The following is a 14,766-nucleotide window of genomic DNA, read 5'->3' on the forward strand; positions in this document are numbered from 1 at the left end:
ATACAAACAAATGAGAATAATTACCAAATCAGATTCGATAATGATTCGCATCTGTTATAACACATCGACAAGCGAGAATGATTACACTACATTGAATAAACCCCAATCATTGTTTTGTATTTTTTGCTGATGTGCTGAAAAGTTATGCTAAATAAAAAACCGCGTATACCTGCGCCTGTTCAAATTCCAACCCAGCTCAGCTTTTTACATGGCTTTAAAGATTACCTCATTGCACAAACTGTCAGTCCGCATACGCGAAATGCTTATCTTTCCGACTTACTACAATGTAGTGAGTGCTGTGCTGTGAGCATGCCCGAATGGAGCAGTGATGATATCGCTGATGTTTTACTGGCACTTACGAAACAAGGCAAAAGTCCACGTTCAATTGCGCGCTGTCTATCCGCCATGCGTTCTTTTTTTAAGTTTTTACGGGAACAAAAACTACGCTCCGACAACCCCGTCGCACTGCATAAAACGCCCAAAATTGGCCGCGCACTGCCTAAAGATTTATCTGAACAAGATGTCGATGCCCTGATTCAAGCACCCGATATTGAAACCGCTCTCGGACTGCGTGATCGTGCCATGTTTGAAGTATTGTATGCTTGTGGGCTACGTGTATCTGAGCTACTGAACCTCCGCCTAGACTTAATCAATTTAAAACAAGGCTATTTAAGAATTACAGGTAAAGGCAATAAAGAACGACTGGTGCCTTTGGGGCAAATCGCAGTGGAATGGGTCGAGAAATATCTGCAAGAGTCTCGCCCACAGTTATATAAATCTGCAACCGACTATCTGTTTCTCACTCAACATGGGGGCATTATGAGTCGGCAAAATTTTTGGTACGCCATTAAACGCTATGCCTTACAAGCAGGGATTCAAGCAGAACTCTCGCCACACACCTTACGCCACGCTTTTGCAACCCATTTACTCAATCACGGTGCGGACTTGCGTGTGGTACAAATGCTACTAGGACACAGTGATCTGTCGACAACACAAATTTATACCCATGTCGCACAAGTGCGTATGCAGCAACTGCATGCCATGCATCATCCACGTGCTTAAAGCCATTAACAAATATGCATGGAAGACTATTTTTAGCAGGAAGGCTACGAAGTATTACCGAGTCTTCTGCTTTTTTTGCTATGCTTGGCGCTCTGTTTTTATAAAGTCAAAAGAAAAAGGGTTATCTATGTTATTTACCCGTAAGCCATTGTTCATTGCCTGTGTCCTTGCCTCCTCTGTTCTGGTCACAGCATGTTCAAACAATACTGAAGAAAAAAAACAAGACTCTTTAACAGCAAGCGCTCCGGCCACGGGTGAAGCATCGACATTGTCGGAACGCAATGCGAAACAACGTTTAATTGACACGCTTCAAAAGCATTTCAAAACAGCCAACATCAATGCCAAAATCATTGACATTAAAGCCACCGAAGTACCCAACCTATTTTGGGTGAATCTTGAAGGAATGAGTTCTGTCTATACCACAGCAGACGGCAAATATATTATCCAAGGGGATGTGATTCGCTTAGGCGATAAAACCCTCCACAATGTTAGTGATAACCTACAAGCTGAGGCCAATAAAAAGCTATTAGCAGAACTGAAAACTGAAGATCTACTGGTTTATAAAGCCAAAGGCAAGACCAAACATGTGGTTTATGTCTTTACCGATGCCAGTTGTCCTTACTGCCATAAACTGCATGAGCACATCCCTGAAATCACAGCTCAAGGTGTCGAGGTGCGTTACATTGCATGGCCACGTGGCGAGCAGTTCATGCCTGCTATGGAAAGCGTGTGGTGTAGTGCAGACCGTCAAGCTGCGTTTGATCAAGCCATTTCAGGTGTTCAACTGCCACCTGCAACTTGTAAAAATCCAGTGCGGGATCAATACCAATTAGGTCTAAACATGGGTGTAAATGGTACGCCTGCGATTTATAACGAAGATGGTGAATATCTCGGTGGCTATTTGACACCAAGTGAATTATTAAATCGACTTAAATAACTAATTTTTATTTGTTATTTAACTAATATTTATAGTTAAACATAAAGTTATTTCTTTCCTAGAGTCTCACAGTTTTTTTAGCTATGATCTAAGCTTGATTTAATATTTATAAGTAAATTGGAGTGTGACGTGAAACCAGTTCGTCTGGCAATCCTCGGTCTTGGTACTGTGGGTGGTGGTGCCCTTAAACTACTAAAAGAAAATGCTGCTGAGATTAAACGTCGCACCGGTCGAGAAATTCAAATTACCTATGTCGGCACACGTCGTCCACGTCCAGATTTAGAGCTTGATCCAAGTATTAAACAAAGCTCAGATTTGTTAGATATTGTGCGTCAACCTGATGTCGACGTTGTGGTTGAAGTTATGGGTGGCATCCACCCTGCTTATGAAGTGATTAAGGAAGCCATTCTTCACGGTAAGCAAGTCGTTACAGCAAACAAAGCCTTACTGGCTGAACATGGCAATGAGCTGTTCAAACTAGCAGATGACAATGCGGTGCAAATCGCCTATGAAGCTGCGGTTGCAGGCGGTATTCCGATCATTAAAGTCATGCGTGAAGGTTTAGCTGCCAACCGTATAGACTGGTTAGCAGGTATTATCAACGGGACAGGAAACTTCATCCTGACTGAAATGCGTGAAAAAGGTCGTGCTTTTGCAGATGTGCTCAAAGAAGCGCAGGAACTCGGCTATGCCGAAGCAGATCCAACCTTTGACGTTGAAGGAATTGATGCTGCACACAAACTGACACTATTGGCATCTATTGCCTTTGGTATCCCGCTTCAATTCGATAAAGTCTTTACAGAAGGCATCAGCAAGGTCACTGCGCAAGATGTAAAATATGCTGAAGAACTAGGTTTCCGTATCAAACACTTGGGTATTGCCCGTCGTGCTGAAAACGGCATTGAACTCCGTGTACATCCAACGTTGATTCCTGAAGAGCAATTGATTGCCAATGTGAACGGTGTGAAGAATGCCGTATTGGTTCAAGCACATGCTGTCGGCCCAACATTGTATTACGGTGCAGGTGCAGGTGCAGGCCCAACTGCTTCTGCCGTGGTTGCAGACGTGATTGATATTGTCCGTGACATTTCTTATACCGAAGATGGTGCAGGAACAATTCCACAATTGGCTTTTGAAGCATTAGCAGACTTACCTATTCTGCCACGTGAAGAAATGACCACAGGCTACTACATCCGTATTAATGCTGAAGATCAAACAGGTGTTTTGGCCGATGTCACCACAATTCTAAGCCGTGCTGGTATTAGTATTGATGCCATCATGCAGCAATCTCGCTTAAAAGACCTGATTCCAATCGTGATTTTGACTGATCCAGTCAAAGAATCAAAAATGGATGAGGCTCTTGCTCAAATTCAAGCCTTACCCGTCATTCATGGCGAAATCGTGCGAATTCGTTTAGAATCGCTTGATAATTAATCGGGTTGAGGGAAAGGCGCTTGTTCTCCCCTCACCAAGCTCTACACACAATTGGAACATCATCATGTCGAATGCCAATCGTTATACTGGTTTAGTTGACCGTTATCGCGACCGTTTACCAGTGTCTGCAACTACTCGCGCTATTTCTTTGGGTGAAGGTAATACGCCACTGATTAAACTTGAGAACATTCCACGTTTAATTGGCAAAAATGTTGAAATTTATGTGAAGTACGAGGGCTTAAACCCGACTGGTTCATTTAAAGACCGTGGTATGACCATGGCAGTCACTAAAGCCGTTGAAGAAGGCTCAAAAGCGATTATTTGTGCATCTACAGGGAATACCTCTGCAGCGGCAGCAGCTTATGCTGCACGTGCTGGCATCAAAGCATTCGTTTTAATCCCTGAAGGCAAAATTGCCATGGGTAAAATGGCACAAGCGATGATGTATGGTGCGATCACCATGCAAATTCGCGGTAACTTTGATGACGGCATGCGTCTGGTTAAAGAAATTGCAGATAAAGCGCCAGTAACCATCGTAAACTCAATCAACCCATACCGTTTGCAAGGTCAAAAAACCATTGCTTATGAAATCGTCGATGAGTTAGGTCGTGCACCAGATTACCACTGCCTACCAGTAGGTAACGCAGGAAACATTACTGCACACTGGATGGGTTATACCGAAGCAGTTGCCAATCAACCTGCAGATCAATTTGAGCAAGTGATTTACAATGCTGAAACTGATCAATTCACAGGTCCAAAACCTGAAGGCCTACCAACCATGGTGGGTTACCAAGCAGCAGGTGCTGCACCTTTCTTACGTGGTGCACCCGTTGAAAACCCTGAAACAGTTGCAACAGCAATTCGTATTGGTAACCCACAAAGCTGGAACCATGCGAAAGCGGTGGTTCGTGACTCTCAAGGTTGGTTTGACGAACTGACTGATGCAGAAATTTTAGAAGCACAGCGTTTACTTTCAATGTATGAAGGTGTCTTTGTAGAACCTGCTTCTGCAGCATCTATTGGCGGCGCAATCCGTGACATCAAAGCCGGTAAAATTGCAGAAGGTTCTGTGATTGTCTGTACCGTGACAGGTAATGGTTTAAAAGATCCTGATACTGCGATCAAGCAATGTTCTGACGCGGTTATGCTTTCAATTGATGCAACTTTAGAACAAGTTCGTGATTCAATTTTGTCGAATATGTAAGCTGAATTAAAAGAAGAAGCCCTGCATATGCAGGGCTTTTTTGTGACTCAATTTTTGTTGTTGAGTGAACAAAAACAAAGTCAGGTTAAATACGTTTTGGTAATTGGCTTGCCCAGTTCATTAGGCGCGTTGCATCATTGGTACGTGCTGCAGATGAGTCCGCGCCCAATAATACCACCACTGCTGGACGGTTATTTAAAGTGGTATGCATCACCACACAACGACCGGCTTCATTAATGAAACCTGTTTTTGAAATATTAATATTCCAGCCACCATTACGAACTAAGGCATTGGTATTATTTGATTTTAATACACGATAACCCAAGTTAAAATCATAGCTTGCTGTGGTTGAGAACTGACGAATCAGACCATATTGTGATGCGGCATTAACCAAAATACCCAAGTCACGTGCTGAAGCCACATTACCTGGATGTAAACCTGTTGACTCCATATAATGCGTTGAATTCATGCCCAAAGATTTTGCTTTGGCATTCATCGCAGCAACAAAAGCTGAACGTCCACCTGGATAAGTCCGAGCAAGTGCTGATGCTGCAGGATTTTCTGACTTCATTAAAGCAAATAACAAAGCCTCTGCACGGTTCATACTATCACCCGCACGTAGAGATGAACTTGAACTTTTACAGCCTGAACACGAAAAGTCTGCTTGCTGTAAAGTAATGTTCTCAGACATATTTAAACGTGCATCTGAAATCACCACCGCGGTCATCAGTTTGGTAATGGACGCAATTGGCAGAGCGGTATTACTGTTTTTACTGTACAGCACCTCCCCAGTATTGCCATCCATGACTAATGCTGCACGTGCATTGACAGTTGGCTGGTTAGAATATTTCGATGTGTCGAAAATTTGTGCAGTTTTAGCTGTGCTATTGGTAACAACACCATTTGAGCTTCGAATACTGGTGGTGACTTTTGTTGAACCCTGCGGAGCGTACTCCTCAGGATCTTCCATCATCTGATCATTAAGAAGCTGTTCTGCATCCGCAGCAGACCAACTCATAGTTGCTTGGCTCGATCCCGAACCCGGGTTGACCACCAAGTCTGCAAAGCTATGGGTACTGCTAGTCATTACAATTGACCATCCCAATAGATGCATTAAAAATTTATTTGATTTTTTCACTTTTATTCACTCAACTTCATAACCCATAAGATACATTTGCGTATCCACGCCCATTGCCTTACATTTGTACACAATGCGAATAGCATTGCCATCAACAGTGCGCATATCTTTTCAAATAAGCCTAAGAATAGGATTGCTAATTTTGTCGTTTCATTGCAAGCTTATTTTGCTTTATGTAACAAAAAATATGGTTTTTATAGTGAGGAAGTGCTAGGTGATCACAGTTTTAGTAGTAGATGACCATGAGTTAGTGCGTACAGGGATTTGTCGAATGCTCGAGGACCATGCCGATGTTCAAGTCATTGGCCAAGCTGAATCTGGTGAAGAAGCCATTAACCTTGTTCGTCAACATCATCCGAATGTCGTTTTATTAGATGTCAACATGCCTGGGATTGGTGGGGTAGAAACGACACGCCGTTTACTACAAACCGCACCTGACACTAAAGTTTTAGCCGTCAGCGGTTTAGCGGAAGAGCCTTATCCATCGTTATTACTCAAAGCTGGGGCTAAAGGTTACATTACCAAAGGCGCACCTGTAACTGAAATGGTTCGTGCCATCAATAAAGTGATGCAAGGCGGTAAATATTTCAGTGCTGATATTGCTGAGCAACTGGCCAGTTCTTATCTATCCGATACACAGACGTCACCTTTTGATGCCTTGTCTGAACGTGAAATGCAGGTCGCAATGATGGTGGTGAATTGCATCAGTGCGCAGGAAATTTCTGATAAACTTTTTGTCAGTGTAAAAACAGTCAATACCTATCGTTATCGCATTTTTGAAAAGCTCAACATCGACAGCGATGTAAAACTCACTCACTTAGCGATTCGTTACGGGCTGATCAAACCCTAATGTCTGCTCACTAAAGACCGACATGGCTCGACACAATAGCAATATTCAACTCAACCAATACCGCTTAGGCATTTGGTATGCGTCGTATCGACTGTTTATTGGCTGTTGTTTACTGCTGGTATTTTTACTGACCTATGCGCAACTGTTTTCAAACTACCAGTATCCAGCACTATATCGCTATGTACTGATTGGCTTTATTTTTATCAGTGCTTTTCAGCTCCTGAGCCTCAAGAATATACGGACACATATTCCGCTTCAGCTTACCTTACTGTTCATTGTCGATGTTGTCAGTCTCAGTTTACTCACCTTCGCCACAGATGGCCCTAACTTACAATTAAGTTTACTATTTGTGATCACGATTTTTGCCTCTTCCTTATTGGTGGATAAACAAAAAGCGCTCATCATTACTTTGATCGCAGTGATTACACTGGTTTATCAGCATTTTATTGGGACATTATTTTCAATTAGTTCACTCAACACCATTGGCAATAGTGCAGTGCTCGCCTTTTTATTTTTTGTGGTGTATGGGTCAGGTCAAATTGCTGTTCGACGCTTCCAATTCCTTGAAAACATAAATTTTTACCAATCTCAAGAATTAGATCAACTGCAAAATATTAACCGTTATATTCTTGAGCAAACCGAGCTGGGTTATTTGGTTCTCGATGAAAACTGCCATATTGTACTCAGTAACCCTGCAGCATGTGCACTCTTGGGTATTTCTCCGATTTATGCCAATGACAAATACCCTTTGTATAAAGCACAACCTGATTTATTCGAGCTACTCAAATTCGACCAACTGAAAAATGGGGAAAAATTCCAATTTAAATCACAGTTGAGTCGCTTTCAGATTCAAATCGAAATTCAAAAACTACAAGTCCCGAATCAAACGCTGACTTTATTTGTGCTGCAAGACGCACAAAAAATTAATCAACGCGTACAACAACTCAAACTGGCTGCACTGGGCCAACTTTCTGCCAGCATTGCACATGAAATTCGCAATCCTTTGGCAGCCATCACTCAAGCCAATGAACTGATGCAAGTCAATGGCCCACAACAAGAACTATTGCATAACATGATTGCCAAACAAGCTTCACGGATTGATAAAATTATTGGCGACACACTGAGCATGGCACGAAGTAAAGAAACCTATCCGACTTTAATTGATGTCGCAGCTTTTTTAGAACGTTTTATCATTGAAGATTTGCCCGATGTCAAAGAGCAAATTGACTGCCGTATTTCGGATCAAGCTTATATTCAGTTCGACGAACAACAACTGAGACAAGTGCTGATCAACCTGATTCGAAATGCCATCCGGCATAATGCAACGGAAGCTGAACATATTCAAATTCGCGTCTATAGCTATAAAAACCTTGTTCACATTGAGGTTTGCGATTTTGGAGACGGGGTTGCCACTCAGGATCAAACTACCTTGTTTCAACCGTTTTTCAGTACCTCAATCAATGGAACTGGTTTAGGATTATATTTATCCCATAGTTTCTGCGAAGCCAACCAAGCTAAGCTATACTATGTAGAACAAAAAATAGGGGCATGCTTTCGGATTGAATGCCCTCGTATAAACAATGACGTGTAATTTTCGGGGTTAAGCGTGGAAAAAAAACCACTTGTCTTATTGGTGGATGATGAACAAGACTTATGTACACTGATGCAAATGTCTTTAAGTCGAATGGGGATTGATACGCATATTGCCTATCGCTTACAGGAGGCTGTTCAAGCACTTAAAACACATCAATATGATGCCTGTCTGACAGATTTGAATTTACCTGATGGTAATGGATTAACGCTGGTGGATTTTATTGCTCAAAATTATCCTAATCTACCTGTAGCTGTATTAACTGCTTATGGCAACATGGATGTCGCGATTGCCGCATTAAAAGCGGGTGCTTTTGATTTTGTCAGTAAACCAATCAACCAAAAGCATTTAGAGCAACTTTTACAAAAAGCCTTTAACCAGCCTATCAGCCAGCTACATATTCAAGAAGATACGCTTGAACACAAACTGTTAATTGGTCAATCCCTTCCTATTCAACAGCTTCGTGTGACCTTGAAAAAAATTGCCCGCTCACAGGCCCCTGTCTTTATTACAGGTGAATCTGGAACTGGTAAAGAAGTGGTGGCCAATTTGGTACATCGCCTGAGTAACCGTAATGAAGGGCCATTTATTGCCATCAACTGTGGTGCTATCCCGACAGAACTGATGGAAAGTGAACTATTTGGACATCGTAAAGGTAGTTTCACAGGGGCAACCCAAGACAAACAAGGCCTGATCCTTTCTGCACATGGCGGCAGTCTATTTTTAGATGAAATTGCAGAACTGCCACTAACCATGCAAGTCAAACTCTTACGTGCAGTACAAGAAAAGCGTATTCGTCCCATTGGTAGCGATACCGAAATTGATGTCGATTTCCGTGTGATTAGTGCCAGCCACCAAGACCTTGACGCCTTAGTACAACAAGGTAAATTCCGTCAGGACTTATATTTCCGCATCCACGTCATGGACATTGTACTGCCTGCCCTACGTGAACGCGGCAATGACATTATTCTTTTGGCACAGCATTTCATTCAGAAAATCTGTCAAGAGTGGGACATCCCGGTCAAAACCCTAAGTGAACGTGCACGTGAGTTTTTATTGGCCCAATATTATCCGGGCAATGTGCGTGAACTGCGCAATATGATGGAACGTGCCATCACTTTAAGTGATGAAAGCAGTATTGACTTACCGCACTTGCAAACCGCCCCACTGCGACCGATTGCACAGGCCAGCTATACTAATGCCACACAACAGGGTGCGATTGGTACTGATCAACTTAGCCCTGTGCCTTCACGCAAATTACCTGAAGAAGGCTTAGAGCTGTATTTAGAAAAAATTGAAAAAGAAATTTTGATGAATGCACTCAATCTCACCCACTGGAACCGAACACTGGCGGCTAAAAAGCTCGGCATGTCATTCCGTTCTTTACGTTATCGCTTGAAGAAATTCGGACTCGATGGTGAAGACGATTCCGTTTAAAGACTTAACGACGGTTAATTAAAATCTCTGCCACATGTTCAACATAGCTTTCGTCTTTGAGTTCGTGTGGCATTGGATAAACCTGATTTGGCGCAATTCCCACCCCTTCAATCATCTGACCAGTTGGCGTGTAATAGTGAGACACGGTCATTTGCAAAGCTGCACCATTGGACAGTGGAAAAAGTTTCTGCACGACCCCTTTGCCATAACTTTTCTCACCAATCACCCATGCTCGCCCATGTTCCTTGAGCGCCGCAGTAAATACTTCTGCCGCTGATGCAGAGCGATCATTGATTAAAATTCCTACTTTCAAGTTTTGAAACTCAAAGCTTGGTAAGGCCTGAAACTGCTGATCACCCTCAGAGCGGCTTTTCGTTGAAACAATGACGCCTTGATTTAAAAATAGATCAGCAGATTCCACTGCAGCAGACAACAATCCTCCCGGGTTATTCCTGAGATCAATCAACACTGCTTTTAGACGCGACGAATGGTGTTCTTCAATCAACTGTTGAATTTCGTTGGCGGTATCTTGTTGGAAAACACGAACTTTCAGCACCAATACTTGGTTGTTCAATAACTGAGACTGAATATCTGTTTCAACCTTTCGGGTTCTCACCACATTGATTGGAACAGAATTAGCTTTCAATTGAAGGCTCACCGTACTGCCGATGGCACCACTGAGTAAATCATTCACCTGAGTATGGCTGAGCTTATGTAATTCCTGATCATCTATTTTAAAAATGGCATCTGCATTTTTTAAACCCAATTTGCTCGAGTCTGAATCAGGTTTCAGCCCACGTATCAGCCATTGTTGTAAGCGGGAATCAAATACTAAACCAAAATCTACCGAAGCCAAATCTCCTTCAGTATATTGCACCAACTGCTTATATTCTTGCGGTGATAAATAGCGGGAATAACGGTCTAAACCGCCGACCAAGCCTTTAATGGCCTGTTGAAAAAGAGCATCATCACTGCGTTCAGCCACATAATTATCTTTGACTAAACCATAAATTTGCACAAATTGTTGAATGGATTCTATTGGAACCTCAACATAGCCCTGTTCCAATTCATCATCAAAAGCAGGTGCAGTCGCTGTTTTTGCAACAGCACCCACTGGGTGGATCAAAGCAAAACCTAAAGCAATCATTACACCTATTGAAGTCCACGATGCTTTTGCCATTTATCCACCCAAATTGATTTATACGTCTAATGTAATTAAGTTACGACCTTGCATTTCTGTAGGAACAGGAATGTGCATTAAGCTGAGTAGCGTTGGTGCGACATCAGCCAATACGCCACCTTCAGCGATGGTTGCTTGCGTTGGTCCTACATAAATGAACGGCACGAGCTCTGTGGTATGCTGAGTATGTACCTGACCGCTATGATAATCCTGCATCTGTTCAACATTACCATGGTCAGCCGTAATTAACATATGACCTTTTTGTGCCATCACCGCTTCATAGACACGGCCTAAGCATAAATCAACGGCTTCCACTGCTTTCACCGCAGCATTAAACACGCCCGTATGACCAACCATGTCGCCATTGGCATAGTTCACCACCAACAGATCAAACTCGCCTGAGTTAATCGCAGCCACCAATTCATCGGTTACTTCATATGCGCTCATTTCTGGCTTGAGGTCATAAGTCGCAACATTCGGTGAAGGAATCAAAATACGTTTTTCACCTGGATATTCATCTTCACGACCACCGCTAAAGAAGAACGTCACATGTGCATATTTCTCAGTTTCAGCAATACGCAATTGGGTTTTGCCAAGGTCTGAAAGATATTCACCAATCGAGTTTTTCAATGCTTCAGGCATATACGCTACAGGCGCATCAATACTAGCTTGGTAACGTGTCAACATGACAAATTTCGATAAGTTGGGTACGACTTTACGTGCAAAACCTGCAAAATCTTTTTCAACAAACGCTTTAGTGATCTCACGTGCACGGTCGGCACGGAAGTTCATAAAGACAATACTGTCACCATCTTCAACTTTCACAGCATCGCCAATACGTGTTGCTTTGACAAACTCATCCGACTCATCAGCCGCATAAGCCAGTTCCAAACCTTCAACTGCCGTAGCCGCAGTACGTGTAGCTTCAGACTCTGTGAGTAAGCGATAAGCTTGCTCTACACGGTCCCAACGATTGTCACGATCCATCGCAAAATAACGACCAATCAAGCTGACAATACGTCCTTGATTTGGATATTGAGCAAACAATGCATCTAATTTTTCTAAAGAGGGTTGAGCACTGCGTGGCGGCGTATCACGACCATCTAAGAAGGCATGAAGGTACACGGTTGCACCACGTTTTAACGCAAGTTCAGCCATAGCCACAATATGATCTTCGTGTGAATGTACCCCACCTTCAGACAACAAGCCCATGATGTGTACCACACCACCCGCTGCTTTGGCTTTTTCAACAGCATCGACCAACACTTCATGCTCAAAAAAAGCACCTGTGCGAATGTCTTTGGTGATGCGGGTAAAGTCTTGATAGAGCACACGCCCTGCGCCCAAGTTCATATGACCCACTTCAGAGTTGCCCATTTGACCATCTGGTAAGCCGACGTCTTCACCAGAGCCTGAAATTAAACTATGCGGATGCTTGGCTTCAATCGCTGTTAAATTTGGTCGATTTGCTGCTAAAAATGCATTGTCTTCGACCGCCTCACGATGACCCACACCATCCATAATCACCAATACGTGAGGAATTTTGCCAGCAGTTGCATCCGCCATAATAAACACTCTTTTTTGTCTACAAATTAATCGCTATATCTTACCGAATTTTCGGTCAAGACTCTATGCAGGCATGATGGTTTAACACCATCATTCGCATTGTTTTCTTCAATATCGTACAGTTAACGCGCACGTTGTAATAAATAACCGCCTGCTGTAAACATCAACAAGATCGGCACAAAAACAAACCACGCAGGTGATGGTGAATACACCAAACTTGCATACCCCAAGAAGTCTTGTAGGTAAAAGAATCCTAAACCTGTAAACAGTGCAATCACCAAACGAAAGCCCATCGACTGTTGGCGAAGTGGACCAAAAATAAAGGAACACGCAATCAACACCAAGGCAATTAAAGCAAATGGAGAGGCCACTTTCTGCCAAAAAGCCAACTGATACGTTTTAGGCACTTGGCTGTATTCATGCATATAACTCATGAAACTGACCAATTGACTCGGTGAGAGATCTTCAGGATCAATAGTCACCATATGTACATATTTCGGTTGTAAAGCTAAGGCCAAAGGCATCTCAGTTGCTTTCTGTAAAGACGCATTCCCCGTTTCTAGCAAATCGACTTGTGCAGTATTCTGTAAAATCCAACGGCCATCTTGTACAAATTGCCCCTGTTCGGCATTCAATACCCCTTTTAAACGGGCATCCCGATCAAAGTCGACCACTTGCACATTTTTCAATTGACCTTGAGAGTTGGCATAATCGACATAAATAAAGCGTTGCCCTTCTCGCGTCCAATAACCACGGACTTCGCCCAGCTCAGCAGCCGTTCGATGACTTTTCACACTTTTGGCTTGCTCATTGGTATAGGGAATCACCCATTCACTTAAAGCAAAAGACAGCACCACTAAAATCAATGCCGAACGAATCACCCAACCGACGATCCGCCAAAGACTCACACCAACAGAGCGCATCACTATCAGCTCACTGTTCGATGCCAAAGTGCCCAAGCCCAATACAGAACCAATCAGTGCTGCAATCGGCAGAATTTCATACAAATATTGTGGTGCCCCCCATAGGACGTAGCGTAAAGCATCTAACGCCCCATACCCATCTTTGAGAGAGCCTAACTCACCTAAATAAGTAAACAGAATTTGTAGAACTGATAAAATGGCTGTGGCACCTATCATTGCCATCGCGGTGGTTTTGGTCACATGTTTTGCGACTATACGACGTGCGAACATGATTAAGACCCCGCTCGTTGTAATGTTTTCTTAATTTTGGGTGCAAGCTTTTGTTTACGAGAAAACAGTGCTGCTGCAATCGCATAAATCACCAAAATCAGTGGATAAGCCCAAATGCCCATTTCTTCTTTGCTGACCCGAGTTTTAATGGCCATTAACGCCACAATCAGACTGGCAAAAATCAGTAATGCTGGAAACAGCTTTAAATAACGCCCTTGACGTGGACTCACTTCAGATAAGGCTACAGCAAGCATCAATGCGACCACAATCGCAAAAGGCACAAAAATACGCCAACCCAATTCACTCGCCACGACAGGATCATTACGATTATCCCAAAGTTTCACGGTAGACAGTGCTTCAACATCAGCACTTTCAAACTTCGCTTCTTTATCATTTTCTAAACGTAGACGATAAGACTGAAACTCCGCTTGCGTATAACGCGGCTGTCCTGGATAAATTTCATAACGCCGACCCTGTACCAAGTCCACCACATTGGCAGGATCATTTTTAATTTCAACACGTGTGGCTTCTTTGGCCAAAATCATGACATCAGGCTTACCCTCTTTTTCAGCACGCTGATAAAAGAAAATATCTTTGAGATTCTTGCGGTCTTCCGACAAATCACCTGCATAAATAGTATAAGGGCCAGATGAAATGAACTCTTTAGGGCGAACCAGATCAAACCCTGTTCGTACTGCCTGACTGGTGGTGAGTTGTTCAAATTGACGAACACCCCACGGCGCCATCCACAACATTAAAATTGCTTGGACAGCAAGATAAACCACCGTAAGTGGAATCAGAAGCCGTCCTAACTGATTACGACTAACCCCACTACCATTAAGTACCGCCATTTCATGATCGACATATAAACGACCAAACACCAGCATCAAACCAATGAAGAAGCCTAGAGGAAGTATTAGCGTTAAAAATTCAGGCAAACGATAGCCAATAATGCTAAATAAAATACCTGCATCCAAGCGACCTTGTGCGGCTACACCAAAATACTTGATCAAACGACCGCCCATCATGATCAAGGTCAATAAGGCAATCACAACCAAGGATGTCGACACCACTTGTTTGACCAGATAACGCCGAATAATCAAATTAATGCTTCCAAAAATAGGTGAATAAAAACTAGCGCTAGTTTACCCGAATAGTGAAAATATAAAACCTG

12 protein-coding genes are annotated in these 14,766 nt (G+C 42.9%); 7 read left to right on the plus strand and 5 right to left on the minus strand.

The features are described 5' to 3' along the window. The first annotated feature begins 144 nt into the window (after positions 1–144). From xerD to thrC, 4 genes are all read left to right on the plus strand, one after another. Complete coding sequence (gene xerD / locus GBI16_RS03725) at positions 145–1,062, plus strand: site-specific tyrosine recombinase XerD (RefSeq protein WP_086209767.1); 918 nt, start codon at positions 145–147, stop codon at positions 1,060–1,062. Positions 1,063–1,189: 127 nt separating this feature from the next. Next, positions 1,190–1,999, plus strand: coding sequence for a DsbC family protein (locus tag GBI16_RS03730; protein WP_086209768.1), 810 nt, complete (start codon positions 1,190–1,192; stop codon positions 1,997–1,999). Positions 2,000–2,128: 129 nt separating this feature from the next. Further along, positions 2,129–3,433: a homoserine dehydrogenase gene (locus GBI16_RS03735; RefSeq protein ID WP_086209769.1), complete on the plus strand. Its 1,305-nt coding sequence runs from the start codon at positions 2,129–2,131 to the stop codon at positions 3,431–3,433. A 64-nt stretch (positions 3,434–3,497) separates the two neighbouring features. After that, positions 3,498–4,637, plus strand: coding sequence for a threonine synthase (gene thrC / locus GBI16_RS03740; RefSeq protein WP_058868731.1), 1,140 nt, complete (start codon positions 3,498–3,500; stop codon positions 4,635–4,637). 85 nt (positions 4,638–4,722) lie between these two features. Here thrC and GBI16_RS03745 read toward each other — a convergent pair whose 3' ends face one another. Then, positions 4,723–5,775: a serine hydrolase gene (locus GBI16_RS03745; RefSeq protein ID WP_139841364.1), complete on the minus strand. Its 1,053-nt coding sequence runs from the start codon at positions 5,773–5,775 to the stop codon at positions 4,723–4,725. Positions 5,776–5,989: 214 nt separating this feature from the next. On the opposite strand from GBI16_RS03745, the gene GBI16_RS03750 reads away from it, so the two are divergent. From GBI16_RS03750 to GBI16_RS03760, 3 genes are all read left to right on the plus strand, one after another. Continuing rightward, positions 5,990–6,625 (plus strand): response regulator, encoded by a 636-nt coding sequence (locus tag GBI16_RS03750; protein ID WP_086209771.1) that lies wholly within the window; start codon positions 5,990–5,992, stop codon positions 6,623–6,625. 22 nt (positions 6,626–6,647) lie between these two features. Continuing rightward, positions 6,648–8,216: a PAS domain-containing sensor histidine kinase gene (locus tag GBI16_RS03755; RefSeq protein ID WP_086209772.1), complete on the plus strand. Its 1,569-nt coding sequence runs from the start codon at positions 6,648–6,650 to the stop codon at positions 8,214–8,216. Positions 8,217–8,288: 72 nt separating this feature from the next. Continuing rightward, positions 8,289–9,653, plus strand: a complete 1,365-nt coding sequence (locus GBI16_RS03760; protein ID WP_404814571.1) for a sigma-54-dependent transcriptional regulator — start codon at positions 8,289–8,291, stop codon at positions 9,651–9,653. Positions 9,654–9,657: 4 nt separating this feature from the next. On the opposite strand, the gene GBI16_RS03765 is transcribed toward GBI16_RS03760, so the two are convergent. The 4 genes from GBI16_RS03765 to lptF all read right to left on the minus strand — a co-directional run bounded on the left by GBI16_RS03765 (position 9,658) and on the right by lptF (position 14,695). Further along, positions 9,658–10,833: a S41 family peptidase gene (locus GBI16_RS03765; RefSeq protein ID WP_110974813.1), complete on the minus strand. Its 1,176-nt coding sequence runs from the start codon at positions 10,831–10,833 to the stop codon at positions 9,658–9,660. Between the two features lie 18 nt (positions 10,834–10,851). Then, positions 10,852–12,399 carry a 2,3-bisphosphoglycerate-independent phosphoglycerate mutase gene (gpmI, locus tag GBI16_RS03770; RefSeq protein ID WP_151706534.1) on the minus strand — a complete coding sequence of 516 codons (1,548 nt, stop codon included), beginning with the start codon at positions 12,397–12,399 and terminating at the stop codon, positions 10,852–10,854. 122 nt (positions 12,400–12,521) lie between these two features. Then, on the minus strand, positions 12,522–13,592 hold the full coding sequence (gene lptG / locus GBI16_RS03775) for an LPS export ABC transporter permease LptG (RefSeq protein WP_110974815.1): 1,071 nt from the start codon (positions 13,590–13,592) through the stop codon (positions 12,522–12,524). 2 nt (positions 13,593–13,594) lie between these two features. Further along, positions 13,595–14,695, minus strand: a complete 1,101-nt coding sequence (gene lptF, locus GBI16_RS03780; RefSeq protein WP_086209777.1) for an LPS export ABC transporter permease LptF — start codon at positions 14,693–14,695, stop codon at positions 13,595–13,597. Positions 14,696–14,766: the final 71 nt, after the last annotated feature.

This window comes from Acinetobacter sp. TUM15064, assembly GCF_008980265.1.
Lineage (GTDB): Bacteria > Pseudomonadota > Gammaproteobacteria > Pseudomonadales > Moraxellaceae > Acinetobacter.

Excerpts from the sequence above, each read along its gene's own strand:
- lptG (WP_110974815.1), bottom strand. The coding sequence starts at position 13,592 with ATGTTCGCACGTCGTATAGTCGCAAAACATGTGACCAAAACCACCGCG.
- GBI16_RS03730 (WP_086209768.1), top strand. The coding sequence starts at position 1,190 with ATGTTATTTACCCGTAAGCCATTGTTCATTGCCTGTGTCCTTGCCTCC.
- GBI16_RS03765 (WP_110974813.1), bottom strand. The coding sequence starts at position 10,833 with ATGGCAAAAGCATCGTGGACTTCAATAGGTGTAATGATTGCTTTAGGT.
- GBI16_RS03755 (WP_086209772.1), top strand. The coding sequence starts at position 6,648 with ATGGCTCGACACAATAGCAATATTCAACTCAACCAATACCGCTTAGGC.
- gpmI (WP_151706534.1), bottom strand. The coding sequence starts at position 12,399 with ATGGCGGATGCAACTGCTGGCAAAATTCCTCACGTATTGGTGATTATG.
- GBI16_RS03760 (WP_404814571.1), top strand. The coding sequence starts at position 8,289 with ATGCAAATGTCTTTAAGTCGAATGGGGATTGATACGCATATTGCCTAT.
- xerD (WP_086209767.1), top strand. The coding sequence starts at position 145 with ATGCTAAATAAAAAACCGCGTATACCTGCGCCTGTTCAAATTCCAACC.
- thrC (WP_058868731.1), top strand. The coding sequence starts at position 3,498 with ATGTCGAATGCCAATCGTTATACTGGTTTAGTTGACCGTTATCGCGAC.